Source organism: Lactobacillus sp. CA30L, from assembly GCF_059900845.1.
In genome coordinates, this window is record NZ_JBWXGB010000004.1 from 76678 (window position 1) to 100744 (window position 24067).

Sequence of the window (24067 nt, forward strand, 5' to 3'; positions counted from 1 at the left end):
TTATTCACCTATTGCCTTTACAGGATCTACTTTAAGGATTGACCGTACCGGAATCAGGCTGCCGATGACTCCCATTAGGAGCAGGCCGACCGTTCCGCTCACAATAATCTGAGGCGTAAAACTCATCGGAACCGCTGCCGGCAGCAGTTTGGCCGTTGCCGCCAGCGCCAGCAAACCGAGCACCACGCCGCAGACAACCAAAATAACGGACTGGCTGATCGTCGCATTGACCAGCGTGCTGCTAGGAATGCCCTGTGCACGCATGACCGCGTAGTTGTGCATCTTTTGAATAGTTAAAATGTACAAGAAGACGGCAATAATAATCAACGAAATAACAAAGAGAAAGCCAATCATCAGTTCAAAGGTCATGTTCTGGGCGGTGTAGCCCGGAAGCTTGCTGATAAAGGTCTTGACGGGATAAGTCTTGCCGTCTTTATGGTTATAGCGGAAATTTTGCCGGCGGGAAATAATCGCCGAAGCGCGCATATCCGGCATTCCGCGGCGAAGCTTCTTCCAGCTTGAAAGCGTGCCGTAGGTTATGGGAGCGATGTTGATCTTTGCGTTTTTGACAAAACCGACTATCCGATATTTGGTCTTCGAACCGTTCAGTTCCAACTTATCACCGAGCTTGTAGCCCTTAATCTTAAAGGCCTGGTCAACCACGATCTCGGTGTCCTTCTTGGCCCTTCTGCCGGCAATCAATCCCTGGTTGGCGTAAATGAACTGGGACTTCTTGACGCCGATGAACTGGGAAGACACCTGCGGACGCTTCTTATCCTTGACGACCACCGGCGTTTGTCCAACCAGCGCCTCGTCTTTGGTGATTTTGGCGTCCTTCAGGTCCTCCTTGGTTAACACTGACTGACTCATGTTGACGTTGGCATTCTTGTTCAATACCACCTGCTTTGCCCCCCACGACTCAAGCGCCTGCGTGTTTTGGCTAGCCAGGCCAACTGCCAGTGACGATAGTACAAAAATCAGGTAGCTGATCAAGAAAATCATCAAAATAATCAAGCCGTAACGCAATTTTTCCCGTTTAATTTCTTTAATTGCTAAAAACACTAATTTACTCCCTTGTCTAGTAATTCAAGACCTGCCTTAAAGCGGTCCAGTACAACTTCCTTCTGCGCAGGATTTTCAAGCACCATGTGAATGGCCGCGTGGCTAAGAACCATCGCGCTCCACGTCTGCGAGTCAAGCTTACGCAGAGCGTCAGATGGAAACGGCTCGGCAACCGTATTTTCATTAAACAGCACGTGCATTCTTACCAGGCGCGCGTATTTGCTCGACTGGGTCTGCTCAATAAACTCGACCACAGCCTGGTAATAAACCTGCGGCTTAAATGAGACCTGCCGCTTGAAGCCGGCATGAATCTCCTGCATCGCACAGTGGTAGAGGTAGAGGTACGCGTCGGTCAAATCGGTAAAATACTTGTAAAAGGCGCCGCGCGCGATTCCCGCATCCTTGACAATCCGCGCAACCTGCGCCTTTTGTAGGGGATAGCTACTGAATTCATGCAGCAGAGCCTGACGGATCAGGTCCTTCTTGGACGCCGACAAATTCGTAAAAGTTGTCTTCACCATTTTCGTCAACACCTTCCTGTACCCCATAAGTGACACCGTGTCACTTTCTAAAAGAATACCGCTTGAAAACGCGTTCGTCAACTTAAAAATAGTTTTTAGTTTGGGGGCAGCTTTGGTCAGCGTGGCCGTTAAATTTAGGATAAAGTCCAGTTGGTAGCCGTTCTTCGGTTTTGCCCGTTGACTATTTGCGGCCGCAAAAAAGGCCCCACTCATTATGAGGGGACCTGGGCTTATTCAATCAGTCAAAAACCAGGGAGCGGTTATAGTAATTAATGCGCACAATGCCGGCGCGAACAGAAATTTTTGCCAGGGCACAGTTGTCCATCGTTTCAAAGAAGTTCATGTCACCATCTGCAAAAAAGTGGGCAAACATCATCCGGATAAGGGTGCCGTGACAAACCACCAGGATTCTTTGCTGCGGGAATTTTTTCCGCATGTCGGCCAAGAAGCTGCCACAACGCCGGTCGAGCTCGGCAAAGGTCTCGCCGCTTGGTGCATACTTAACGTAAGCAGCACTGGCCTTGCCCCAGGGATCAACCGCATCGGGGTGCTTTTGCCCTAATTCTTTAAGGTACTGGCCGTCCCACTCGCCGAAGTTAAACTCAATTAGGCGCTGGTCTACGTTGATCTTCTTTTGCCCCTTGGTAAAAATCCGGGCGGTTGTCAGCGCCCGCTTCATGGGGCTGGAGAAGACAAGGTCAAACGGCGTCGGATCGAAGTGGGCTGCGGCTCTTTCTGCGTAAGCGCGCCCCTCTTCATCCAGGTCGTGGTCAAAAAGCGCCCCTTGTATGCGCCCCGTCTTATTCAGGTCGGTCTGACCGTGACGAACAAAAACAATTTCCATATTATCCTCGCTTTTCATAGGTATACTTTGTTTAGCTGCTAATTCCCGGGCGTGCGTTTCTACCGCCTTTTAAAGTCAAATTTGGTCCTGAAGACGTAGGCGCTCGGAGTGCTGACGGCAGAATCGTATTCAAAACCAAAGTCATTGAAATCTTGCAGCTGCTCGGGCGCAGTCAGTCCCCGCTCGGCAATAAAACGCGTCATTTCGCCGCGGGCCATCTTGGCGTGCACGCCGACGGTCTTCCACTGGCCGTTTTTCTCTTCCTGGAAGATGACGTTGAGCAGCTGGCGCGAGCCAGTCGCATAGGGTGCGATACTCTGCGAATATTCCTTGGAGGCCAGGTTGACCACCACGTTGTCTTCACTAAAGAGGTTGTCGGCCAGGCGGCTCCCCCAGAACTTATACAGGTTGGGCTCGCGGAACCCGGCTGCCTTGTTCTTCATTTCCAAACGGTACGGCCAGACGCCGTCGAAGGGACGCAAGACACCGTAAAGGCCGGAAAGGATGCGGACATTCTCTTGCAGGTAATCAAGCGCCGACGTGGTAAACAAATCCGCCGCCATGTACTGGTACTGGATGCCCGAGTAAGAAATAACTGCCGGCGTCAGCCCTGTTGTCTGCGTCAGGTCGATCACTTCCAACTGCCGGCAGCCCTCCTTGGTCGTGCGCGCGCTTGACTGCCAGATTTGCTGCAATTCTGCCGCACTGCACTGCTTAAGAAAAGCCGCCAATTCGCCAGCCTCCCGCAAAAACTGCGGTGTAGACCTAACGGGAAAGGACTCCTGGTCGACCTTCATCTTCATCGCGGGTGAGATAATAATTTTCATCTTTCGTAATTTCCCCCTTTTGCGTTAAACTTAATACTAACATGTATTGAGGAGAGAGAACTAATGAATCCTGATTTTGCTATCATCCTAAATTTTAAGCTAAAAGCCGGTCAAAATGCAGACGCCGACTTCTTGGTCAAGACTGCACGCAATATCGGTGCCCGTGCCATCAGCTCAAACGGTGCGCAAGCCGAATTTGCACGGGCCGGCCAAAAGTACACGATTGCACTGGTTGACGAGCACGTCGGGAGCAAACTGACAGACGCAAACGTGATTGACCAGATTGTGCAAAGCCGTAGGGACGGTAAGAGCGCATATATCGACATTGCCCTCAATGATGACGGCAGCTTGACTGCGGAAAGCAGTGCGCTGCTTGACCGCATCAACAACTGGATGCACCTTTTTGGTCACGCACTCAATGAAGGCGAACCATGCAGCCTCCAGGTCGACCACGGCTTTGTCCTGCAAAACCGACACATGCCCTACCAGAAATATATTTTCCTTAAGAAGCCAATACCGCGTCAGCTCATAGTTACCGGGCTGGCCCAGGCGCCCAACCGCATTGAGATGATCGAGGAACGAACCGAGCCGACTTTTACCTACGAAAATGACAAGCTGACCGTTGACCTTAGCGACATGCCGGACAGCGCGCTGGCTTGGCAGGTCGTACGGATTCAGGACCACCGGCCAGAAGATGACATCAAGGAAACCAAATTTTAGCAATTGATTTATGAACAATCCAAATGGGAAGACCGCAAGTTTAAAACTTCGGTCTTCCCATTTTGCTCCGCTAATTATGATGAAACGGTCCGCTTTCTAAGCAATAGAACTATTACATTTATTAGACCCGTCTCTTTTTAAAAGCGATTGCACTAACAATCAAAACAAGCAGTACGCATATTACCACTAAGCTGGTCGCATTTCGGTACCGGTTTTGGGCACCAGATGCTTTTTAGCAGATTGCTTATCAGCCTTGTCTCTTTGCGTCCGCTTATCTTTACCAATATTAGTCACTGCTTTTGCAGGCTGAGACGGAACGACTCCTGAAGGACACCTGCCCTTGCCTTTTGCATTGTTAGGAGTGGTGCTGCCCGGCTTTGCTAGATATTCAGCCGGCGCGCTCTTGTCACCGTTGTCTGGCGGCGTTGGCACAGTGCTGTGTATTTGTTAGTCAGATTCACACCAATTGGGCTAATAACTTTGTAATCCGCCACTTTGTCTTCCATGCTGGCTGGGCTGCCCTGTTCAATCATAGACCGGCACATCTTTGAAGCTGCATTGCCAGTTGTCCTTGGCCGTAACTACTTTGCTTTGGAGTGGTTGATTCAATTCGCCATTGGGTCCCTTGATTACTAGGTGTACCATGATTGACTTAGACCGTCTTTTTTCTGGTTGTCATCCCAGGTCTTCGTGCCCGTAAGATCTATCTCGGTCCACGGAAAGTTTACATCCTCACCGCCACCATTAAACGGGCTAGGGACGGTCATTTTTAAGCAGCTGGTTGTCACCGTTCAAAATACCCATATTCTCATAATGATACGTGGCACCACCATTGGTCACTCCAGTCGTGCAATCAAACATAACCATATCTTCGATGTCACCTAGGATAGTTTTAAAGCCCGACGTGACCTTTCTGTGGTAACACTATTGCGGTACGTATAAATAGTATCGTAGTTTAAACCGTTGTTGTGGTACCTGAGCTTAGTTAGCTTAACAGAGCCACTGACCAGTTTTTGGTTGTGATCAAGCTCGTTCGCGTATACCGCATCTTTGATATTCCGGCGCGCAATGTTAAACCAGGCACGCCAGTAGATTGTGTGGGACGTTGGAATCATAATCGGCCCACTGGTAGAAGGTCTCACCAGGCGAGAGACCGCTAGAGCAATTACTGAACTACTAAGGAGAGAAAAAATAATGGTAGTAGCGCAAAGTAGGTTTTAAATTTTTTATACACGTCCAACGCCCTCTCAGTCGTTTTCTATGTTCTCTAATTAAAAATTCTATTCTGCATTATCTATTCTGCGTTAGTTATAGCTTGTCTTTAGCAAATTGATTTGGGCTAGCTATGAATCCTGATTAATTACTCTCAGCAAGCAATAAAAATTCAATTTTTCTTTAATACAAATAGTATTATAAGCACAACTTGAGTCAACTAACATACACCATATCTACTCTTTCTATTATTAGAAAACAGGGTGGCGGACAAAATAAAAGAGTCTGGGAAAAAACTCTAATCTAACTAAAAAGGCTGACAAATCACATTAATCAAACGTTGATTTATCAGCCTTTTTAAATTGTGAAATTTTTCAATTTAACTTCAAGAGCACTTTTTTCCCAGACTCTAGAAATCGAATAACTTTTTGAGCAAGCAACATTCTACTTTTTAAAATATTCAATCTTCTTTTGGTAATCGGCAATCACCAGCTTGACGTTCTGCTTACCGCGATGTTTGCCATAGGCTATCACCGCAGCACCGAGTGCACCAACACCTAGCATTAGCACGCCAAGAACGAATAACCAGGTGGTTTTGCCATAAAAGTAGTAGCACAGCACCAGGCCAATCGCCCCGACGGACAGAAACGTCTGCAGCCAATACTGCAGGTTGCGCAGCATCTTTTTCTGGTAATTTACTTCCTTCTGGTAACCAGCAGTTAATTCTTTAATAGTCATGCCTTTTCTCCATTTTGAAGTTAGTATTTCAATCCCGGGTTGAATACGCCAAGAACAACACCGATAAGAGCGACGCCAATCAGGATGATCATCGTCCAGATGGCCGAAACGTGCTTTTTAGCCATTAGCCACCAGCAGAACAGCGTCACGATAACGGTCAGGAGGCCGGGAAAAATCCCGTCGAGTTGCTTTTGTAAGTCGAGGAAGACGTGGCCCGTAGAGTCCTTCAATTGCAGTGAGGTCGTAACGTTAACCCAAGTGGCCAAAACGCCTCCGACAACCATGCCACCGACAATCGAAATTGCCCGGCGCACTGCCTTGCCCTGCTTACCAACCAGGAAGCCAACAGCTTGATCACCTAGCTTGTAACCACGAAAGTACAAGAAGCGTTGTCCAAAGTATGCAATCAGGTCCCAAGCAATGATGTAGAAGATTGCACCGACGGGTGAACCATTTCGTGACATGCCCAAGGCAATACCAAGCAAAATTGGAATCAGAGTTCCATCGATCAGGGAATCGCCAATACCAGCAATCGGACCCATCAAGCCGGCACGCATATCGTTGATGGTCTGGCCGTCGATGTTTTCACCGTTAGCACGGGCTTCTTCGAGGCTGGCAGTGGCACCAATGATGACCGTACCCAGCATCGGATTCGTGTTAAAAAATGCCGTGTAGGCCTTGATGTTTTCGGTTTGGGTTTCGTTATCATGCGGATACAATTCCTTAATGATTGGCAGCATGGAACACAGGTATCCAAAGGTCTGCATGTGCTCCTGTGAAAAACAGGTTAGCGCGCCCCAAAACCACAGGTTAAAGGACTTGTTCAAAGTCTTGCGGCTTAATTTCTTCTTCTCAACATCCATCTTTAGATATCCTCCTCTTCGTCGTCATCAGCAATGCCAGTTGAAGCGGCAGCGGTCTGAGTTGAGCCCGAATTATCTGCGCCCTTTGCCATTTCAATTTCGTACATAATTACGGCGAACAGTAATGAAATAACCGTAACCGCAACCAGGTTTAAGTGCAAAGACGCTGCTAAAGTAAAACCAACGAGGAAGGGAATAAAGTCAAGCGCCTTGTTGATAATTTGCCGCAGCAAGATTGCAATACCGACACACGGAAGCATTGCACCAACGGTGAACAGCGTCTTCATCGGGATGCCATCCATTGGGAGGGCAGTTCTCAGCGCCGTAACGGCTTGTGCACCGAAGTGGGTCATGAGCAGCGTAGGCAAAAATGAGAATACCAGGTGTGATACCCACGGCCAGCCGAAGTCAACGCCGTAAAGACGGTTCAGCTTGCCCTTCTCAATATCCTTCCAGCCGAAAGCCTGCCAGATCAAGTTCATGAAGGCAACGGCATAGAACAAAACGGAACCGACTGTACCTACTAATGTAGCAAGCGACTTGGCCATATTTGCGGCTTCCGAACTCATCGGACTCAAGCCACGTGACGAAATCGCAACCATTGCCAGGGGTATACCAATATATGAAATTGCCCGCACGTCAGCGGCAACGGTACCACCGGGGGTAACAAGCGCGATGTAAACCAACTGCGTTGCCACGCCACAGGCAATGCCCAGTGGCAGATTCCCCAAGACAATCCCGCAGACCAGTCCGCCGACTAGCGGTCGCCCGATCGTATAATTGCCCACTGCTTGGCCGGCCATACAGGAATTTGAGCACAAACATGCAAAAACTCCCAGAATAGCGGCCTGTAACCAACTTATAGTCATTTTTTCTCCTTCTTTTCAATAAAAACAAACTTTAAGAATAGTTTCTTGACTTAATAGCCAAACTTGCCCCTGAATTTGTCCCAGTAGCCTAGCTGTTTGTCCGGAAGCAGCGCAAAGTGAACCTTGTAGCCCTTCTTGCTGATCTCCTCAAAGGCTTCAGCCTCTTCCGGCGTAAATGACTGGTTGTTGCCCAGCTTGATTGCACCGGGGCGGTCGTTGCCGGGACCGACAATCAATTCCTGCTGGTCACTGGGAACAAAATTGAGATCAACCAGGATGTGTTTCATGTCCTGCGGGTTCTTAGTAATTAGGAAGTAACGCGTCTTTGAGTTCAATACCTTGTCTTGCACGTCCTTAAAGTGATCCATCGTCCAGACAAAGGTTTTCTTGCCCTGGTCTTCACCAGCAGTCTTGTAAGTTGACTTCAAGATGGGGTTTGATGCAGCCTTATCGTTAACCGCAATAATGCCGTCACAAGGACGCTCTTTGGCCCACCGAGTAGTAATCAATCCATGGATTATTCTGTCATCCACCCTAATTAATGAAACTGTCATGTTTTTCCTCCTCAATTAAATATCGTCTTCCGCTGCGCTAGACGCCACTTCATACTGCTTCATTGCCTTTTGGCCCTCGCTCAAGGCCGCTTCCACCAGCTGTTCCTTGCTCATCACATCCAGGGAAACCACCGCTGTAAGTGCCATTGAAAAGTTCACGCCGCCTAACACAACACTATTTTCTAAGTAGCCTTGGGCCGCAAACAAGTCCAAAAACGTGGTTAGCGGGCTGCCCCCGATAATATCGGCAAGCACAACAAAGTCGTCATCCTTGGTGAACTGCTTTTTCTGCAAAAATTCAGTAACCTTCTTGCCAAAGTCATCCGCAGATTCGCCGTTGTGCAGACATAGGGCAAAACAGCGCTGGGTAGCATCGCCGGCAAACATGTCTAGTGACGACTTAATGCCTTCGGCAAACTGCCCGTGTGAAACTAAAATCACGTATCTCAAGATTTCATCCCCCTCTTCTTCAATTTAAGTAAGTTAAAAATACCACAATCTTTGGATGCGCTCACAGTGCCAAATGTCACTAAAGTAAATGTGACAAATGTCATATTTTTGAAAGCACTTTCGCGATTTTGTTGATTGCGGCAGCTTTTTCGGCAATAATTAAAATAAGAAGCAAATACGTACAAGTGCTTATGCAATTAGTTGAATTGATGAGAGGGCCATATGGACATATGAACATGCGCAGATTTCGAAAGCACCATAATAATTCCCGTGGTGGCCGAACAAAAGCGCTGCTGGGCACAGAGCTTTTTATAGCTGCTTCCCTTGTACTGGCGGTTTTTGGGATATTTATTGCCAATCCCAGCCAGAAAAAGCAGGTCAAAATTGGTGCTACGTACATGACCATGAATAACAGCTTCTACCCCGTTCTGAACGAACAGGTTGCCAACTACGTCGACTACCGTCACGGGCGCCTGTACAACCGTGACCCCGCGCTGATTGTCGACAAGCAGGTAGAGGAGCTGAATTCTTTTATCGCCCGCGGCGTGAGTGCCATCATTATTAATCCGGTGGACGGCAACAGCATCAAAATTCAGAATGCGCTGCGCCGAGCCCACAACAAGGGCATCAAGATCGTCGTCGTCGACTCGCAAATGAAGTCGGCTCGCTACAGTGACTGCACCATCCTTTCCAATAATTACCGGGCGGGGCAGCTGTGCGGACGCTACCTTTTGCGACACAAAAAAAGGGCGCGCATCTTCCTTTTGGAGCATTACTCCGCCTATTCCGCCAACAACCGCATTCAGGGTTTCACCGATACAATCAAATATGCCTTGCACCAAGGAAACTACCGCATCGTCCGCAAGGTCAACACGTTGGGCCAATCCGAGATTACTCTGCCCCTCGTTGAAAAAGCACTCAAACGCGGCCCCAAGTTCGACACGATCATGGCTTTGAACGACCAGGCGGCGGTCGGCGCCCTGGCGGCAATCGATGAGGTCAGGGTCAAACGGCAAATTGACGTTTACAGTGTCGACGGGTCGGAAAACATGAAGAAGCTGCTCGGCGTCAACCGCAACGCCATCGCATCCGCTGCCCAGACACCGATCAACCTGGGCAAGACAGCCGTGAAGATGGCTTACAGGCTGATTGCGGGCAAAAACGTGCCCCGGAAAATCATCCTGCCGGTTTACCTGATTACAAACAAAAACATCAACCGCTACAACGTTTTGGGGTGGCAATAATGCCCAAGTTCAAGCACCTGATTCTATTGCGTCGGATTATGATGTGGCTCAACTTCTTTGCCATCCTCTTCAATGCCACCCTGTTCATATATGCGACCGACTACGTTATTAGAACGGAGCAGTCCTACCAGCTTTTATCCTCGTTGCACCACATACCCGACTCGCCCCAAACCATTTTTTGGCAGAGTATCAGCAGCTTCATGGTGCTCGCTGTGGTGATATCCGTTCACCACCACAGCAACGAGTTTAACCATAATTTGGAATTAAAAAACTCGGTCATCCTGACCGAATTTCTCCTGGCAATTATCGTCTTTGCAAGCTTGCGGATGACTTACAACGGAATTTTTCTCTTTATTTTTGTTGACTTTATTATCAGCAACCGCAACCAGTACAACTTTCACGATTACCTAATCTGGACAATCGTAATTGCTTTTCTGCTACTTGTTTTGCTGGTGACGGACTATTCTATCCTCAGCCGCCTCACAACCCTGCCTAATTTGACCACCTACCTGAGTTTTTTGCCTGCCAAGATTGGACCGGCACTGATCTTTTGGAAAAACTTCATCGCCACGCTCAACCTGGCGTTATTCATCCTGATTCTGATTTACTTTGCCATTTACCAGCTAAACTTGGAAAACGACATCCAAAACAAGCTCGCACTGGCTTCCAAGGCCAACCACGAATTGAAAAACTATGCCGCCCTGTCGGAACGGATTGCACAGGACCGGGAAAGAAAGCGGATTGCCCGCGATATTCACGACTCCGTCGGTCACGCCTTAACCGGAATTGCGGCCGGAATCGATGCGACGCTGGTTTTGATTGAGATTGATCCGGACGCGGCCAAGAAGCAGCTGACCAAGATTCAGGTTGCGGTCAAGCAGGGGCTCAAGGACGTGCGCAAGGCCCTGAACCGCATCCGGCCGGGCGCACTGAAAAACTACACCCTGCAGGAATCGCTCAAGAAGATGCTGCAGGAGTACGCGGATATTTCCCGCATTAAAATCAACTTTTCATATCACTGGGGAACAACGGAATTCGAAAAAACAACCGAAGACGTCGTCTTCCGCATCATTGAAGAATCGATTACCAATTCCCTGCGGCACGGTCACGCAAGCCAGGTAAACATCAGCTGCACTAAGCCCGACCAAAATACGTGCCAAATGGTAATTAGGGATAACGGCACGGGAACCGCGACCATCAAGCCCGGCTACGGCATCACGCAGATGAAGGAACGGGTAGCAATTATTAACGGCAAAATTAGTTTTGACGGTCAGAATGGTTTTACCACGACCGTCGTAATTCCAGTGGAGGATGACACAAATGATTAAGATCATGATTGCGGACGACCAGCAACTCATAAGAGATTCACTTAAGATTATTCTGAGCGCGAGTCCTGACTTCACCGTCACCGCAACGGTGGCCAACGGCCAGGAGGTGCTGGATAGCATCCCCAAGGAGCGGCCCGACATTATCCTGATGGACGTGCGCATGCCCGTGATGGACGGCACGGTGTGCACCAAGTACGTTAAGGAAAAATACCCGGACATCAAGGTCATCATTCTCACTACCTTTGATGACGATGACTTCATCTTTAGCGCCCTCAAGTACGGCGCGTCCGGCTACCTGCTCAAGGGGGCTTCAACGACCGAACTGTACGAGGCCATCAAGACCGTCTACAGCGGTGGTGCGATGATTAACCCCGACATTGCAGGCAAGGTTTTTCGACTGTTTTCTAAAATGGCTCAAGCCAACTACGCGATTCAGGTTAACGACAAGAACACGCAGAACTTTTCCAGGCACGAATGGCGTGTGATTCAACAGGTCGGACTGGGGCTTTCTAATAAGGAGATTGCGGCCAAGCTGTTTTTATCGGAGGGAACGGTGCGCAATTATATATCTAAGATTCTCGACAAGCTGCAGCTGCGCGACCGCACCCAATTGGCAATCTGGGCGGTGCAAACCGGCGTCACAAGCGAAAACATCGGTGATAATGACAATGAAACGCAGAAATAGCATAGTTCTAGCCGTTATAACGCTTCTCTGCCTGCTTGCCGGCATCATCTTCTGGAAGTACCACGTGAATAAGGAGCAAAAGACCCTAACCATTGGGCTTTATACCAGCAGCAGCTGGGGTGTGCCCAACGGTCACCAGTACAACGTGATTGACTACGCCATTCAAAAGTTCAAAAAGGCCCACCCCGACGTTAAGGTGAGGTACGAAAGCGGCATTCAGCGTGAAGACTACCGCAACTGGCTGAGCGAAAAGATTATTGAAAACAAGACGCCCGACCTGATTATTGTACCGGACCAAGAATTTGGCGCACTGGCAAGCGAGGGGGCGTTCAAGAACCTGGAGCCGCTCATGCAGGAAGACAACATCAGCCCGGCCACGTTTTACCAGAGCACGCTTAAGGCGGGCCAGTACAACGGCAAACAATTGGCATTGCCCTATGAAGCAAACCCCACCTTAATGGTAATGAATAAAACGCTGCTCAAAAAATTGAAGATCCCAACACCGCGGCAAGAGTGGACTCCGCAGCACTTTTACCAGTTATGTCACTGGGTCAGTCACGCTGGCAACCGCCAGAAGTACTACAGCGTGACGCGGGACTACAACTGGCAGGACGCGCAACTTGCATACGGCAGCAACCTCTTCGACAGGAATGACGAGAGCGTGCAGCTGACGACGGATAGCGTCCGGCGCGCCTTCTCACTAATCGAAAACATCACCAACGACCAGCCGTCGTATAACGTTACCTCGCAGCTGTTCGACAAGGGGCGCGTAGCCTTCATGCCGCTAGGCCTGGCCCAGTACCGCACGTACACCTCCTACCCGTTTCATATTACGCGGGACAACCGGTTTCTTTGGGAATGCACCAAGATGCCGGGACGCAAAAACGTGCAGGCGACGCCAATGGAAACCACAATGTTTGCCATCTCCAGCAAGGCGCACAACGTCCGGGGCGCGTGGGAATTTATGAAGCTTCTATGCACAAGCAAGGACGTGCAGCGGAGGGTAATGAAGACCAACATGGGAGCTTCCGTTCTGCCCAGCATCATTAAAAGTGCTGCCGCGCAGAAGATTCTTGACGAAAAAGTCATCAACTACCACAACCTGACCGTTAACAAGCTAGACGCAATAATGCGGGATGGGACCGTTTCGCCGAAGTCAAAGTATTACAGCGTTAAGCTCGAAAAACTGGACTACCTCATTCAAAATGCACTCAGAAGCGGAAACCTTGAAACGCAGCTGTTCAACATCCAGCTACAGGTCAACCAGAGTGAAGGAGAATAGATACAAGAAAGCTTTATTAAGAGAGCCAGCTGCACACATTAAAAATTTCATCTACCTAAATTTATAACAATTAAGCATTGACGTTTATATATTATTTTCCTACAATAATTAATTGAATATACGGAGGTAGAATTGATGAAACATCAAAAACGATTTTGCAAAAAGTCGTGGTTTTGGCTAATCGCAACAATAATAATTTTAATCAGTACTAACGGCCAACTTGTCTCTGGTGCAAAAAATGACCATGCAAATGAAGCACGTTCTACAGAAACTACAGTTAGCCGTCAAGTTAAAGAACAAGGAGTTCAGGGGCGTAAACATGCAAAGCAGAGGCGCCTAGCCTGGCTTACCAAGCAGCAAACTCAGTTAACTTACCTAAAGAAATATTCACGTCGCCAAAGACAACCTCACAAAAGAACAGTTGCCGTCAATAAACGCAGCAACCGGACTGTCTACATAGCTCCAGCGTCCGGCAAGAGATATCATTATAGTTCGGGATGCCGCGGTTTAACCCGAGCTCACGGACACATCACAAAGACAACACTGCGCAAAGCAGCTAAACAAGGATATACACACTGCAGGTGGGAAAAATAATCCAAAAAGATTTCGAAATAAAACCGGTTAAAACAAATTTCTTCCTATGTATGTAGTATATTCAATATAACCAAAAGGAACACAGCAAAGATAGCTGTGTTCCTTTTGATTTTCTAATATCGAATTATAACCGCTTTTCGTAATACTTTAGCGATAATAGCTTTAAAAAGAAAATGCCATATGGCAATGTTTCACAGTACAGCAATAAAACATTATATAGTACTGCTTGCGGTGGTGTCACAATAGAAGCTACCATTAGCATTGCGACAGTTACTATTAAGATGAATTTTAGGGTAAAGCTGTCTGACTTGGCTCTTATTAGCTGCCAGCGTTCATCATTTTTTTCTTTATTTTTAGTTTTTGAAACATATCGTATGTAAATAAACGTAATTGCGATAAACACTAGCCACATCATGTCTTTGGCAAAGTTGTTCATTTTAATTCCTACTTTCTTCCTAAAGTTGGTGCTCGTAAACTTTCAGCGCAACAATCTTGATCAGGCAGATGATTAGGGGCAAGGCGACGCAGAAGGCAATAACCTGCCCGCTCAGGTTTTGCTTTGTGAGCGGGATATTCAGTGCCAGGAAGGCCAAAGCCACGGCGACCGGCAAAGTCAATTTCAGCGTGATGCTGTCCGACTTGGCATCAATCAGCTGCCAGCGCTCGTCGTTTTTCTCCTTCTTGCCCTTCCTAGCCACGTAGCCCCAGTAACAAACAAAAATCAGGTAGAAGCCAAACAGCAAGACGTTCTTAATCATCACATTCATTTTCTTTTCTCCTTGAAAAATCCCCAGGTGCGTTATTCCTCCTGGTAAAAGACGTCGGTAACGGTCAGATTGAAGGCCTTGGCCAGGTTAAACGCCAGTTCCAAAGACGGCATGTACTTGTACCGTTCAATCGAAATGACCGCCTGCCGGGAAATTCCCACCTTGTCCGCCAACTGCTCCTGGGTCCAATTATTCTGCGCGCGCAGGACCTTGAGTTTATTTTTGATCAAAGCAATAGCTCCTTTGCTAAATGTAATCACATGATTACATTTTATTCTAGATGATTCCGGTTAAATGTCAACAGAAGATTACATTTAATGCGAATTAATTTGCCTGTTTTTCGATCTCTCAGTTGCAGGTTTTTCCCCTCTAATTTCTCCTTTTGCTGTCCTTTAGAAGACGTTGAAAATACAATTATCTGGTCAGGTTTTACATTTACCATCTCCCTTTTGTTATCTACTATTAATTGTGGGAAACGCTTTTATGGCGCGAATAGCAACTTAAAAAATGGAGGTTTTTATATGATTAATAATACGAATCTGTGCCTTAACCGGAAAGTCCTGCCCGGTCTTCCGGTTGCGGACTTCATCAAGCTCGCCCACGACCTTGGAATCAAGCACGTGGAACTGCGAAATGATCTGGCCGCAGTGCCTGGTAACAAAAACATTTTGGACGGAATGAGCACTTCTGAGTTTAACGACTTATTGAAGAAGTACGACGTTCACGTTGAAGACATCAATTCCCTCGGCAGCACTGACCTGCTTGCGCAGGAAGACCAGAACCTTAAGGAACTGGACGAAATGATTGCCATTGCCAAGGGCATCGGTGCCACAAAGATCCTCTTTTGTCCGGTAATGGATAAAAACGATGGCCGCAGCGACAGTGAGAAGTTTGACCAAGGCGTTAAAACAATCAAGGTTTTCGCCGACCGGCTCCAAGAAGAGGGCATGTCGGGACTATTTGAAACGCTGGGCTTTCCAGAAAGTTCAATTAGGACGCCGTTCAGGGCCATCGACATTATTGAAGAGGCCAACGTCACCAACTTCAAGGTGGTCGCCGACCTGTTCCACTGGTTCATGGGGGGCGTTACCCGTGCGGATTTAGACACCAAGCTTGACGTTGACAAGGTGGGGCTAATCCACATGAGCACGGTCGAAGTGCAGAAACCTAAAGAAGAGCTTACCGATCAAAACCGCGTTCTTTTGACTGATCCTGCTCAGGACGCGATTAGTGCTTACGACAGCATCAAGTGGTTCTCAGAGAGTGATTTCAGTGGCCTGTTTTCATTCGAGCCCTTCTCAGATGAATTGCGCAAGTGGGACTACGAAACTGCCAAAAACAACCTATCAAATAGTATTAAGTTAATTAAAAATATTTAGGAGAAAATACCAATGCTAGAATTAAATGACTTTTGTATCAACCGCTGTTGTGCGGGCGGATTAACGCTCAGCGACTTTGTTAGACTGGCCAATGACGTTGGCGTCCACAATATTGAATTAAGGACAGACATCCACCGCGGCAGCAATTTCTTAGACGATATGAGCGTTGCCGAATTTAACGACCTGCAGCGCAAATACGACGTCCACGTCGCCAACATCTCGGCCGAGTTCAACCTGGATGACCGCAGCGACTGGAACCAAAAAATCCAAACAGTCACCAAGCTGGCTGATATCGCACAGAAGATTGGCGCACAGCACATTCTCTTTACCCCAATCAGAAATGCCAACGACATCCGCACAGATGCACAGAAGTTTGCCGACCTGGTCCACAACATCCGCATTTACTCCGACATCCTCGGTGCAGTCGGCGTGAGCGGCCTAGTTGAACCCCTGGGCTTCGGCGACTCATCATTGCGCTTTCCGTGGGTCGCCCAACAGGTCCTCAAGGAAGCAGACGCCAAAAACTTCAAACTGATTGCCGACACGTTCCACTACTACAAGGCCCGTGTTACCAAGGAAGACTTTGACGAAAAGGTTGACGTCAGTCGGGTCGGGTTGATTCACTTAAGCTCAATTCCAGCTGCTAAGAGCCCTGAAGAAGCAGATGACGCTGACCGTTTATTCATTTGTGCCAATGATCAGGACGTCATGAAGACCATTGATCAGGCCAACTGGTTCAAGGAAAGCAACTACTTCGGCTTGTATTCGTTTGAACCTTGCGCTCCCGAAATTGACCAGTGGAGTTATGACCAGTGCAAGCAGGAAATTTCATCCAGCATTGAAAAGATTATCGCCGGTTAAACCAACAAGCGACTGTCCCACCTGTTAAACATCTAAATAGAAGGCGGATCAAAACTAAATGTTTTGGCCCGCCTTTTTGCTTGCGCTCCAACTGCAATAATTATCCCCATTCGCACTCGCCATCCATTTATCCGGTCCCTGCACAACTCTTTCTTCCTATAATATTGTTCTTATTGTAAGGACTTGTCGCAGCTTCTTGATTGCTCCTGAAAGCCAGCTGGCCTGGAGCAAATTTCTTCGTGCCCACAGCCCTTGATAATTATAAAATCGAAAATTGCAATTTTAAGTTGAACACCCTACTTGCTTTGATAGATGCAATCTAATCTTCTCTCATATAATTCATCGGGAGTGTGGTAGGCTAAGATTTTGCGCGGCAGGTTATTGCACCATTCCTCAATGCCGTAGATTTGCATTAAGTCATAATCCTTGATGTATTTGCCCTTAGGAATGAAGCGCCTGATTAACCGGTTGCGCCGCTCCACGCCGCCCTTCTCACAAGAAGTATAAGGGTGCGCGTAGTAAACCAGCGTCTGCGCTGCTTCTTCTAACTGGGCTAAATCCGCAAACTCAGAACCATTATCCGTGGTAATGGTCTTAAAGACTGCGTGCCAGTGCTCCTGGTATTGGCTGCGCAAGGTTTTAAAGGCCGCCATGACGCTGGCAGCCGTCTTATCCTTAATCGGGATAATCATGAATTTGCGGGTCATGCGTTCATACAGGGTCAAGAGAGCCTGGTCATCTTTGGTTTTATGTCCTAAAACCAGATCGCACTCCCAGTGGCCAAACTCGCGGCGCTGGTTAATAGCAGCAGGCCGTTCACTAATACTGCGGCCCAATCTGCGTTTATGCTGGCGTACCCGTTTAGCTTTCGTCTTGCGGCTTAAGCATTCGGGCAGATCCGTCGTTTTAACCCGTAATAAACCACCTTCCACATAATGATAGAGCGTCTTGGTGCAGACCGTTTCTTCCCGGATAAAGGCGCCACTGGCTAAGACCCGGCCCACACAGGCATCAAGCGACCAGCCCTGCTTGAAGAAGTGCTGCTCAACATACTTAATGAAGCGGGTTTTGGCCAAGAAGGATTGCTTACGACCGCAATGGCTGCGCCTGGTCTGGTAGCGTCTTTGCGCTGCTTGGGCATCATAGCGGTACCGTTTACCGTGATACAAAGAAATCTGGCCGCGTTCAAGCTCGTACTTAACCGTGGTGGGTGAACAATTGAGACTGGCGGCAATTTGACGCAGGGACTGGCCCTGCTGGCGCAAAACTTGGATAATTATGCGGTCTTGCAAAGCAAGATGTTGGCCCTTTTGGTGATTAGATATGGTAGAATTAAACGAGTTCATTGGCAACTTCTTTCTAGAATTCTGGGTAATTACATTCTATCAGAGAAGTCCAATGGACTTTTTTTATTTTCTAATCAGGATAAGTGTTCAACTTCATTTTACAATTTACCATAATTATAAAATACGGAATAAAAATAGGAATACTGAACATTATTTAATATTGTTCAGTATCCCTATTAAGGATCATATTAAGGTAAACAAATTAGGCTAAATCAGTAGAATGTAACCATAATTATTACTTAGCATTAATCAAGTCTATGCTATGAATAATTTCCTTTTTGGCTTTTTCAGCATCCCATTCGTATAAGTCTGGTGAGAAGGGCTCGAACGAGTATAATCCATTGTAAGAACTGTTTTCAAACATCTTTACGTGGTTAACGACATGCATGATGTCATTGTCTTCAAGCATAACCCGGTCTGCATCGTCAAGCTCTTCACGTGGCTTATCGTTAACGACGGAACTCAGGTGCACCAGGCCAACCATTGTTGGATCCACCTTAGTGTCAAAGTCTTCCTTGGTAACATTGGCCAGGTAGTAGTGGAAGTTGTCCGCCACGAGCTTGAAGTTATCGACACCGGCTGCCTTGATAATATCTTGGGCAAGCCACGGTGTCTGCAAAGTTGCATCGACAAAGCCCAGCGGCTCAAGCAGGCCGCTCATGCCGTTTTCCTTCAGCACTTTAGCGTAGACCTTCATGTTGTCAATTGCACCTTGGCGCCGCTGCTCATCGCTTCTCGTATCGCTAGCATCACGCACTGGGCAGAACAAGATATTCTTTACGCCTAAGATTTTACCGATGGCAATCATTTGGTTTAAACTAGTTAGGTTCTCATCCAACTTCTCAGCTAAATCCATATTACCTTGAGCGTTGATATCAACAACCTGAATGCCTTTTTCATCAAGCAACTGCTTAATCTCTTCTGGTTGATAACCATCCAGAATCGCTGAATTATCGACCTTGCCAGTTATATCGTTACGCAGCTCAATATATTTAATACCAAGATCTGCAACCATCTGGATAAAGTCCTTTAGGTCTAATCCAGGCGCAGCTTTTCTATTAATACAAAAATCATTATAAGAAAGCATAAGTGCCCTCCTTTTATTTAATATGAAGCCCTTCTTTAATCGACTTCAGGGTCTTTTCATTTGACCACTCAATTCGATCAGGCCACATAAACACATTGTTAGTGACAATACCATCAAAATTGATTTCGCGCAGCGTAGAATAGAAGGCGTCCATATCTACTTCACCTTCACCTGGATTCAGGTGTTGGTGAATGGTTACAGGCGCAGCCGGCGGATTAATGGTGTAACGTAGTCCATACGATCCTGCGTAATTAAACGTATCTGCAATTAAAACATGGCTCAATACATCTTTAGAATCCAGGATTTGTTTTCTCACGTCACCCTTGCCCCCATCAGAGTAAAAGGCATGGGATGAACATAAGACTTGACCAACATTGTCAGAGTTAAGGGAGCGGATTAATTGCGCCGCTGCATAACTAGACTCGATAAAGTCGTTCGGATGAGCCTGAATTTCGAGACGAATTCCTTCCTTTTCAAAGATTGGCAGCAATTCCTCCATGGACTTGTACCACTGGCCTTCTGACGCCACCGAATTGTATTTGTCACCTGAAAATTCTGTGTTAATGGTATCAACACCTAACTCTGAAGCAAGCCAAATCGTTCTCTTCATATTGCGAACAGCTGCTTGCCTCTCTTGTTCATCAGGAGATGACCATTGTTGAACTGGAACGAGAGAAGAAATTTCAATTCCTGCGTCCCTGCACCATTTGCGTACATTGGCAATCATAGCAGAATTGGCCTTAGGATATTGGTAGAACCAGAAGAAATCTGTCCGCGGTGCTAACTCCAAATATTTATAGCCAAGCTCTGCTACCTTATCTATAGTTTCATGAAAAGGTGTACTATCACGAAACATTGAAGCATCATAAGCTAATTTCATAAAAATCTTTCCCTACTACTAGTTTTTGTAAAGTTCTGGTCTTTCTGGCAATACAACTGGTTCTCTTACGAAGCCATTGTCACGTGACTTCTCCAGGGCATCAGCAGCTACACATGCCATTAAGCCATCCCAAGTAGTTGGAGCAGTTGGGTTTAAGTGATCTGCCAAGACACCGTTTACCCAGTCTTGGATTTCTGAGTCAAAAGCTTGACGGAAACGAACACTATCATTTTCTGGAATGGTAGTTTGTTCTCTTTCTTGGGTCTTAACCTTTGAGAAAATTGGACTGGTCAGGGCAATAGTACCTTCTTCACAAACAACCTCACAGTTAATGTCGTAACTGTTGTGGTTATTGACAAAGACTTCAAGGTCACCATGAATACCGCTCTTGGTGTCAAAAGTCATGCATTGTGGATCCTGTAAGCCTTCGTGGGTGTACTTGGTCTGTGCGCCTGGAATGAAGCAGGATACCTTGTCGTAGTCGTCGCCAACCAGCCAATGCATGATGTCGCATTCATGAATGGCCGTTTCAACAATAGCATCGTTATCGTAGTAGTCGGAAACAGTCGTTTCGTTTCTGTGAGTCATGTGCAGCAGGAGTGGCTTGCCATAAGTGCCCTCGTCAATGGCCTTCTTGATTTGACGGTAACCATTGTCGTAGCGGCGCATAAAGCCAACCTGAACTAGTCTCTTGCCAATCTTAGTTTCGGCTTCAACAACACGCATACAATCATCAGCTGAAGTTGAAAGTGGCTTTTCAGTAAAGACATACTTGCCTGCTTCAAGAGACTTAAGCACATATGGCACGTGCGTGTCGTGGGGACGGGTAACAACCATAACTGCATCAATATCAGGCGATTCAATTAACTCATCACCGGTTTGGAAGTGCTTGCAGCCATACTTTTTAGCGTACTTTTCTGCACGTTCCTGCTTAATATCAGCAACACCGGCCAAAGTAGCGCCGTTGATTTGGTTAGCCACCCGGTCAATATGGTCGCCACCTTTATAACCACAACCAATAATACCTATTCTAAGTGTCATGTTTTTCCTCCTAAAAATTACTTTAGTTTTTACTAGTAAGCGGTTTCGCTCACTTGTTACATTTTTCATTATAGAGCTTTTGCAATACGTCTCAATGTAAATAGATATTCATAAAATGTAAAAAATGCTCAAAGTTGCGGTGACTAATCGGACCAGAATTTAACTGCCAATGCCCCGCCCACTAAAGCAAGAACCCCTAAGCCCCAGAAGGCTGTCGTCAGCGAGTAAGCTGCGCGCAATTGCCCGGCAAAAATAGGCAGACTCGTCATTCCCAAGGCATAAATAGATTGAAAAACACCGGTTGCCGTGGACCAAACGTTTTGGGGCACCCGCGAGATTGCTTCCGCATTGAGAATAGCAAAGAGAATACCCGTACCAACCCCTGGAATAACTTGCAGCAAATAAATTAAGTAAATTGACCCCACTAGGGGCACCAGGAAGCAGTAAGCTGCCAGCAAAATAAAACTAGCAACTAAAATCTGGCGTTTGGTAAATTGTGCGATCCACTTTGACGCAGTTAGCTTTGCAAACAAAACGGCTGCCAGCATGTAAATTATCGACGATAGCCCTTCAGAATAAGCTGGGGCACCGATTTCTCTCACAATCTGCGTCGTGAAGGACATGGTTGTCGCCATTTGTATTCCCTGCTGAATGAAGGCCAGGACGCCGCACGTAATTAGCGTTTTGTTTTTGAAGACGCGGCGCAGATTTTTTAGCGCGTCCGTCCCGGCGTCGTTTTGAAATTCAACTACAGGCAGGGACAAGGCCAAAAGAAATGCGAGCACGCCGGCTGCGGTGCTCAGAGCACATAATCCGGTTATTGCAATTTTTGAAGCCAACACGCTTGAAGCGATGAATCCCAGCAGCATCCCTGTATTATTGGCCATCACCAAAATGCCCATGTTTTCAACTCTGCTTGCTTCGTCATTTATTTTTAGAAAGTACATCATGAATGACAGCCACGTGGCACTTGCAATTCCCGAAACGATATTTCCAAGCAAAAAGCCGGTTCCCGTCTGCCAGAGCAGGCGGGCTAAAGAAGCCAAGCCGGCTAGCAAAGTGCCGCTAACAATAATCAATTTATGATTCAAGCGCCAGTCCGCCAACACCCCCAGAGGGATTCTAAGCAGCAGCTGTGCAAAGCCATACGCTCCGATCACCAGTCCGATTAAGCTGGAAGTGACGTTAATGGCAGTTAGATAAGGGGTTTGATACGGCACGTAAACATACTGCGCAAACCAAAACAAAACAATAATCACTATGAATAATGTTTTCTGCTTCTTCATCTGCATATTCCGCATCATTTAGCATAGGCACTTTCAAGCCGGCGCATTTTATCGGTATCCACCAACTGTTCGAACTTCTCCCGTTGATCATTGCCAGTTGAACTATTTTTCGCCGCCCCGGTATCTTTTTCCTTAGCCAAACTGGCCTGCTCCGCTGCCACCCGGGCATGCAGCGCGTCATCGCTGAGGGTCGTCAGCGAATAGCCCAGGGCAAGCAGTTCTTTAGCATCTACTGGTTGGGTCAACAAATTGAGGTTTGCTAAAAGCGGCACGTTGGGAACTTTTTGCGCAATCTTGCGTAAATCGTCCACGCTCGTGATACTATCCACGTACAGCATGTCTGCACCCGCCATAACATAGCTGCGGTACTTGGCAATCGCCTGATCAAGATTACAGACAGCGCGTGCGGATGAATGGGCCATGATTGTGAAGTCGGCGTGCGTTCTGGCTTCCACAGCGGCCCTTATTCTCTGGGTCATTTCTGCCTCTGAGACAATCAGCGTGGCTGCCATGTCACCGCAGGCTTTGGGCCACACGCCGTCATCAATATAGATTCCCGCAGCACCAATGGCCTCATAGCTCCTGGTAGTCCTGGCTATATTGGCGCTGAAGCCGTGACCGGTGCCCACATCACACAGAACCGGAATGTTCACACTGTCGACTACTTCTTTAGCCTGGTTAAACAAGATGTAAAAATCTGCAAAACCCCAGTTAGGCTTGCCATATACCGAATTTACGGCCAAACCCGTTACGTTGATTGCCTTAAAGCCCGCTTTTTCGCCAATCTTTGCAGATAAGCCATCGCCAGCAACCGGCATCCTTAGCATCTGATTGCTCTTGCAAGCCAGGTCATTAAAAGTTTGCCGCATTACAGCCGCTTTATTTTTCATAATTAGCTCCTTAATTTAAAGATGTAAAATCTTGCTATTCATTTCTTCAATGCAGTCGATTGTCTGCCGGACAGGCATGATAAACGCCGGCGTCCGTGCTTGGGCTTGGGCTAAAGAAATATTTTCATCATCCAGCGCAACTCCAAGTTGAGCAAAAAAAGGTTCGTCCCCTAGTTTCTCAAGCTCTTCTTGGTGCAGCCGGGACACGGCAATCTGCTCTATTCCCAGCTGCTGCAAACAGCGAATCCGTTCAACTAGCCCCGTGTAGCCGTACACGCTCGTGCCCTCTAGCTTGGGAATGACTTGCAAATCATAGTCATGCGCACCGGCCACGGCCGCCTTAACCATATTAAGGTAATTCGCTGTCGACCTTGCGCCCGCAATCTGTAGTGACGTCGCCGGCCAGGCCTGATCATTTAGTACCATGTAGCTTGCACCCGCGCTACCCAACTCGTCAGCAGCCGTCCATGCACTCAACTCATTGCCAAAACCCGACTGGGCGTCAGCAATTAACGGCGCCCCCGTTTCGATGCTGAGCGTAGTAAAGTACTGCAAATACTCACGTCTGGTTATCAGGCCCTCGTTGTCTTTGCCCAAAGTCAATAGTGCCAGTAGTCTGCCACTGACAAATACGGGCTTATTATCATTCACGCCGTTTATCAAGTCGGCCGCAACGGTTACCGGTATTTTTCCTTTTAACATAATATTTCCTCGTTTGTTTTTACCAAAAAAGCCCG

The 24067-nt window shown here is 47.4% G+C and carries 31 protein-coding genes; 8 read left to right on the plus strand and 23 right to left on the minus strand.

Features of this window, described 5'->3' with window-relative positions; genetic code table 11:
- Genes AC2JF8_RS05730 through yaaA form a run of 4 tightly spaced genes read right to left on the minus strand, consistent with a single transcriptional unit; the run spans position 1 to position 3254 of the window.
- A complete protein-coding gene (locus tag AC2JF8_RS05730; protein ID WP_500761918.1) occupies positions 1-1062 on the minus strand; it encodes an ABC transporter permease in 1062 nt (353 codons plus the stop codon).
- Positions 1062-1796, minus strand: a complete 735-nt coding sequence (locus AC2JF8_RS05735) for a TetR/AcrR family transcriptional regulator (protein WP_500761920.1) — start codon at positions 1794-1796, stop codon at positions 1062-1064. The genes AC2JF8_RS05730 and AC2JF8_RS05735 overlap by 1 nt, the downstream gene beginning before the upstream one ends.
- Before the next feature lie 25 nt (positions 1797-1821).
- On the minus strand, positions 1822-2427 hold the full coding sequence (locus AC2JF8_RS05740) for a histidine phosphatase family protein (protein WP_500761923.1): 606 nt from the start codon (positions 2425-2427) through the stop codon (positions 1822-1824).
- 59 nt (positions 2428-2486) lie between these two features.
- Positions 2487-3254, minus strand: a complete 768-nt coding sequence (gene yaaA, locus AC2JF8_RS05745) for a peroxide stress protein YaaA (RefSeq protein WP_500761925.1) — start codon at positions 3252-3254, stop codon at positions 2487-2489.
- 63 nt (positions 3255-3317) lie between these two features.
- Here yaaA and AC2JF8_RS05750 point away from each other — a divergent pair, with 63 nt between their 5' ends.
- Positions 3318-3974 (plus strand): hypothetical protein, encoded by a 657-nt coding sequence (locus tag AC2JF8_RS05750; protein ID WP_500761926.1) that lies wholly within the window; start codon positions 3318-3320, stop codon positions 3972-3974.
- A gap of 186 nt (positions 3975-4160) precedes the next feature.
- Here the strand turns inward: AC2JF8_RS05750 and AC2JF8_RS05755 are convergent, their stop codons facing one another.
- The 9 genes from AC2JF8_RS05755 to AC2JF8_RS05795 all read right to left on the minus strand — a co-directional run bounded on the left by AC2JF8_RS05755 (position 4161) and on the right by AC2JF8_RS05795 (position 8660).
- Positions 4161-4406 (minus strand): hypothetical protein, encoded by a 246-nt coding sequence (locus tag AC2JF8_RS05755; protein ID WP_500761928.1) that lies wholly within the window; start codon positions 4404-4406, stop codon positions 4161-4163.
- Positions 4407-4499: 93 nt separating this feature from the next.
- Positions 4500-4619, minus strand: coding sequence for a hypothetical protein (locus AC2JF8_RS05760; RefSeq protein WP_500761930.1), 120 nt, complete (start codon positions 4617-4619; stop codon positions 4500-4502).
- Entirely contained in the window at positions 4607-4741 is a 135-nt protein-coding gene (locus AC2JF8_RS05765; RefSeq protein ID WP_500761932.1) for a hypothetical protein, read from the minus strand. The genes AC2JF8_RS05760 and AC2JF8_RS05765 overlap by 13 nt, the downstream gene beginning before the upstream one ends.
- A gap of 114 nt (positions 4742-4855) precedes the next feature.
- Positions 4856-5116 carry a collagen binding domain-containing protein gene (locus tag AC2JF8_RS05770; RefSeq protein WP_500761934.1) on the minus strand — a complete coding sequence of 87 codons (261 nt, stop codon included), beginning with the start codon at positions 5114-5116 and terminating at the stop codon, positions 4856-4858.
- A 514-nt stretch (positions 5117-5630) separates the two neighbouring features.
- Positions 5631-5924 carry a DUF202 domain-containing protein gene (locus AC2JF8_RS05775; protein ID WP_500761936.1) on the minus strand — a complete coding sequence of 98 codons (294 nt, stop codon included), beginning with the start codon at positions 5922-5924 and terminating at the stop codon, positions 5631-5633.
- A 20-nt stretch (positions 5925-5944) separates the two neighbouring features.
- Complete coding sequence (locus tag AC2JF8_RS05780; protein WP_500761938.1) at positions 5945-6787, minus strand: PTS system mannose/fructose/sorbose family transporter subunit IID; 843 nt, start codon at positions 6785-6787, stop codon at positions 5945-5947.
- 2 nt (positions 6788-6789) lie between these two features.
- Positions 6790-7656 (minus strand): PTS mannose/fructose/sorbose/N-acetylgalactosamine transporter subunit IIC, encoded by an 867-nt coding sequence (locus tag AC2JF8_RS05785; RefSeq protein WP_500761940.1) that lies wholly within the window; start codon positions 7654-7656, stop codon positions 6790-6792.
- A 50-nt stretch (positions 7657-7706) separates the two neighbouring features.
- On the minus strand, positions 7707-8210 hold the full coding sequence (locus AC2JF8_RS05790; RefSeq protein WP_500761942.1) for a PTS sugar transporter subunit IIB: 504 nt from the start codon (positions 8208-8210) through the stop codon (positions 7707-7709).
- Positions 8211-8225: 15 nt separating this feature from the next.
- Positions 8226-8660: a PTS sugar transporter subunit IIA gene (locus tag AC2JF8_RS05795; RefSeq protein ID WP_500761944.1), complete on the minus strand. Its 435-nt coding sequence runs from the start codon at positions 8658-8660 to the stop codon at positions 8226-8228.
- Between the two features lie 230 nt (positions 8661-8890).
- On the opposite strand from AC2JF8_RS05795, the gene AC2JF8_RS05800 reads away from it, so the two are divergent.
- The 5 genes from AC2JF8_RS05800 to AC2JF8_RS05820 all read left to right on the plus strand — a co-directional run bounded on the left by AC2JF8_RS05800 (position 8891) and on the right by AC2JF8_RS05820 (position 13793).
- Entirely contained in the window at positions 8891-9904 is a 1014-nt protein-coding gene (locus tag AC2JF8_RS05800) for a substrate-binding domain-containing protein (protein WP_500761946.1), read from the plus strand.
- Positions 9904-11232: a sensor histidine kinase gene (locus AC2JF8_RS05805; protein WP_500761948.1), complete on the plus strand. Its 1329-nt coding sequence runs from the start codon at positions 9904-9906 to the stop codon at positions 11230-11232. Before AC2JF8_RS05800 ends, AC2JF8_RS05805 begins: the two co-directional genes overlap by 1 nt.
- Entirely contained in the window at positions 11225-11917 is a 693-nt protein-coding gene (locus tag AC2JF8_RS05810; protein ID WP_500761950.1) for a response regulator transcription factor, read from the plus strand. The genes AC2JF8_RS05805 and AC2JF8_RS05810 overlap by 8 nt, the downstream gene beginning before the upstream one ends.
- Positions 11901-13199, plus strand: a complete 1299-nt coding sequence (locus tag AC2JF8_RS05815; protein WP_500761952.1) for an ABC transporter substrate-binding protein — start codon at positions 11901-11903, stop codon at positions 13197-13199. The genes AC2JF8_RS05810 and AC2JF8_RS05815 overlap by 17 nt, the downstream gene beginning before the upstream one ends.
- Before the next feature lie 135 nt (positions 13200-13334).
- Complete coding sequence (locus AC2JF8_RS05820; RefSeq protein WP_500761954.1) at positions 13335-13793, plus strand: hypothetical protein; 459 nt, start codon at positions 13335-13337, stop codon at positions 13791-13793.
- Between the two features lie 124 nt (positions 13794-13917).
- Here the strand turns inward: AC2JF8_RS05820 and AC2JF8_RS05825 are convergent, their stop codons facing one another.
- From AC2JF8_RS05825 to AC2JF8_RS05835, 3 genes are read right to left on the minus strand one after another with little or no spacing between them, the layout of a single operon-like run.
- Entirely contained in the window at positions 13918-14229 is a 312-nt protein-coding gene (locus AC2JF8_RS05825; protein ID WP_500761956.1) for a hypothetical protein, read from the minus strand.
- A 19-nt stretch (positions 14230-14248) separates the two neighbouring features.
- Positions 14249-14560 (minus strand): hypothetical protein, encoded by a 312-nt coding sequence (locus tag AC2JF8_RS05830; protein WP_500761958.1) that lies wholly within the window; start codon positions 14558-14560, stop codon positions 14249-14251.
- Positions 14561-14592: 32 nt separating this feature from the next.
- Complete coding sequence (locus AC2JF8_RS05835; protein WP_500761960.1) at positions 14593-14790, minus strand: helix-turn-helix transcriptional regulator; 198 nt, start codon at positions 14788-14790, stop codon at positions 14593-14595.
- A 291-nt stretch (positions 14791-15081) separates the two neighbouring features.
- Here AC2JF8_RS05835 and AC2JF8_RS05840 point away from each other — a divergent pair, with 291 nt between their 5' ends.
- Together AC2JF8_RS05840 and AC2JF8_RS05845 are read left to right on the plus strand one after the other, a co-directional pair.
- Positions 15082-15939, plus strand: a complete 858-nt coding sequence (locus tag AC2JF8_RS05840) for a TIM barrel protein (RefSeq protein ID WP_500761962.1) — start codon at positions 15082-15084, stop codon at positions 15937-15939.
- A 12-nt stretch (positions 15940-15951) separates the two neighbouring features.
- Complete coding sequence (locus tag AC2JF8_RS05845; protein ID WP_500761964.1) at positions 15952-16800, plus strand: TIM barrel protein; 849 nt, start codon at positions 15952-15954, stop codon at positions 16798-16800.
- Between the two features lie 296 nt (positions 16801-17096).
- Here AC2JF8_RS05845 and AC2JF8_RS05850 read toward each other — a convergent pair whose 3' ends face one another.
- The 7 genes from AC2JF8_RS05850 to AC2JF8_RS05880 all read right to left on the minus strand — a co-directional run bounded on the left by AC2JF8_RS05850 (position 17097) and on the right by AC2JF8_RS05880 (position 24032).
- Entirely contained in the window at positions 17097-18146 is a 1050-nt protein-coding gene (locus tag AC2JF8_RS05850; protein ID WP_500761966.1) for an IS30 family transposase, read from the minus strand.
- A gap of 235 nt (positions 18147-18381) precedes the next feature.
- Entirely contained in the window at positions 18382-19233 is an 852-nt protein-coding gene (locus AC2JF8_RS05855; protein ID WP_500761968.1) for a TIM barrel protein, read from the minus strand.
- Positions 19234-19246: 13 nt separating this feature from the next.
- Complete coding sequence (locus tag AC2JF8_RS05860; protein WP_500761970.1) at positions 19247-20113, minus strand: sugar phosphate isomerase/epimerase family protein; 867 nt, start codon at positions 20111-20113, stop codon at positions 19247-19249.
- 18 nt (positions 20114-20131) lie between these two features.
- Positions 20132-21154, minus strand: a complete 1023-nt coding sequence (locus AC2JF8_RS05865) for a Gfo/Idh/MocA family protein (protein ID WP_500761972.1) — start codon at positions 21152-21154, stop codon at positions 20132-20134.
- A gap of 143 nt (positions 21155-21297) precedes the next feature.
- A complete protein-coding gene (locus tag AC2JF8_RS05870) occupies positions 21298-22440 on the minus strand; it encodes an MFS transporter (protein ID WP_500761974.1) in 1143 nt (380 codons plus the stop codon).
- 14 nt (positions 22441-22454) lie between these two features.
- A complete protein-coding gene (locus tag AC2JF8_RS05875) occupies positions 22455-23330 on the minus strand; it encodes an isocitrate lyase/PEP mutase family protein (protein ID WP_500761976.1) in 876 nt (291 codons plus the stop codon).
- 15 nt (positions 23331-23345) lie between these two features.
- Positions 23346-24032 carry a hypothetical protein gene (locus AC2JF8_RS05880; protein WP_500761978.1) on the minus strand — a complete coding sequence of 229 codons (687 nt, stop codon included), beginning with the start codon at positions 24030-24032 and terminating at the stop codon, positions 23346-23348.
- Positions 24033-24067: the final 35 nt, after the last annotated feature.

Excerpts from the sequence above, each read along its gene's own strand:
- AC2JF8_RS05840 (WP_500761962.1), top strand. The coding sequence starts at position 15,082 with ATGATTAATAATACGAATCTGTGCCTTAACCGGAAAGTCCTGCCCGGT.
- AC2JF8_RS05855 (WP_500761968.1), bottom strand. The coding sequence starts at position 19,233 with ATGCTTTCTTATAATGATTTTTGTATTAATAGAAAAGCTGCGCCTGGA.
- AC2JF8_RS05830 (WP_500761958.1), bottom strand. The coding sequence starts at position 14,560 with ATGAATGTGATGATTAAGAACGTCTTGCTGTTTGGCTTCTACCTGATT.
- AC2JF8_RS05815 (WP_500761952.1), top strand. The coding sequence starts at position 11,901 with ATGAAACGCAGAAATAGCATAGTTCTAGCCGTTATAACGCTTCTCTGC.
- AC2JF8_RS05820 (WP_500761954.1), top strand. The coding sequence starts at position 13,335 with ATGAAACATCAAAAACGATTTTGCAAAAAGTCGTGGTTTTGGCTAATC.
- AC2JF8_RS05740 (WP_500761923.1), bottom strand. The coding sequence starts at position 2,427 with ATGGAAATTGTTTTTGTTCGTCACGGTCAGACCGACCTGAATAAGACG.
- AC2JF8_RS05780 (WP_500761938.1), bottom strand. The coding sequence starts at position 6,787 with ATGGATGTTGAGAAGAAGAAATTAAGCCGCAAGACTTTGAACAAGTCC.
- AC2JF8_RS05870 (WP_500761974.1), bottom strand. The coding sequence starts at position 22,440 with ATGAAGAAGCAGAAAACATTATTCATAGTGATTATTGTTTTGTTTTGG.
- AC2JF8_RS05750 (WP_500761926.1), top strand. The coding sequence starts at position 3,318 with ATGAATCCTGATTTTGCTATCATCCTAAATTTTAAGCTAAAAGCCGGT.
- AC2JF8_RS05785 (WP_500761940.1), bottom strand. The coding sequence starts at position 7,656 with ATGACTATAAGTTGGTTACAGGCCGCTATTCTGGGAGTTTTTGCATGT.
- AC2JF8_RS05765 (WP_500761932.1), bottom strand. The coding sequence starts at position 4,741 with ATGACCGTCCCTAGCCCGTTTAATGGTGGCGGTGAGGATGTAAACTTT.
- AC2JF8_RS05805 (WP_500761948.1), top strand. The coding sequence starts at position 9,904 with ATGCCCAAGTTCAAGCACCTGATTCTATTGCGTCGGATTATGATGTGG.
- AC2JF8_RS05790 (WP_500761942.1), bottom strand. The coding sequence starts at position 8,210 with ATGACAGTTTCATTAATTAGGGTGGATGACAGAATAATCCATGGATTG.
- AC2JF8_RS05760 (WP_500761930.1), bottom strand. The coding sequence starts at position 4,619 with ATGGTACACCTAGTAATCAAGGGACCCAATGGCGAATTGAATCAACCA.
- AC2JF8_RS05735 (WP_500761920.1), bottom strand. The coding sequence starts at position 1,796 with ATGAGTGGGGCCTTTTTTGCGGCCGCAAATAGTCAACGGGCAAAACCG.
- AC2JF8_RS05810 (WP_500761950.1), top strand. The coding sequence starts at position 11,225 with ATGATTAAGATCATGATTGCGGACGACCAGCAACTCATAAGAGATTCA.
- yaaA (WP_500761925.1), bottom strand. The coding sequence starts at position 3,254 with ATGAAAATTATTATCTCACCCGCGATGAAGATGAAGGTCGACCAGGAG.
- AC2JF8_RS05825 (WP_500761956.1), bottom strand. The coding sequence starts at position 14,229 with ATGAACAACTTTGCCAAAGACATGATGTGGCTAGTGTTTATCGCAATT.
- AC2JF8_RS05845 (WP_500761964.1), top strand. The coding sequence starts at position 15,952 with ATGCTAGAATTAAATGACTTTTGTATCAACCGCTGTTGTGCGGGCGGA.
- AC2JF8_RS05860 (WP_500761970.1), bottom strand. The coding sequence starts at position 20,113 with ATGAAATTAGCTTATGATGCTTCAATGTTTCGTGATAGTACACCTTTT.
- AC2JF8_RS05850 (WP_500761966.1), bottom strand. The coding sequence starts at position 18,146 with ATGAACTCGTTTAATTCTACCATATCTAATCACCAAAAGGGCCAACAT.
- AC2JF8_RS05865 (WP_500761972.1), bottom strand. The coding sequence starts at position 21,154 with ATGACACTTAGAATAGGTATTATTGGTTGTGGTTATAAAGGTGGCGAC.
- AC2JF8_RS05800 (WP_500761946.1), top strand. The coding sequence starts at position 8,891 with ATGAACATGCGCAGATTTCGAAAGCACCATAATAATTCCCGTGGTGGC.
- AC2JF8_RS05775 (WP_500761936.1), bottom strand. The coding sequence starts at position 5,924 with ATGACTATTAAAGAATTAACTGCTGGTTACCAGAAGGAAGTAAATTAC.
- AC2JF8_RS05875 (WP_500761976.1), bottom strand. The coding sequence starts at position 23,330 with ATGAAAAATAAAGCGGCTGTAATGCGGCAAACTTTTAATGACCTGGCT.
- AC2JF8_RS05880 (WP_500761978.1), bottom strand. The coding sequence starts at position 24,032 with ATGTTAAAAGGAAAAATACCGGTAACCGTTGCGGCCGACTTGATAAAC.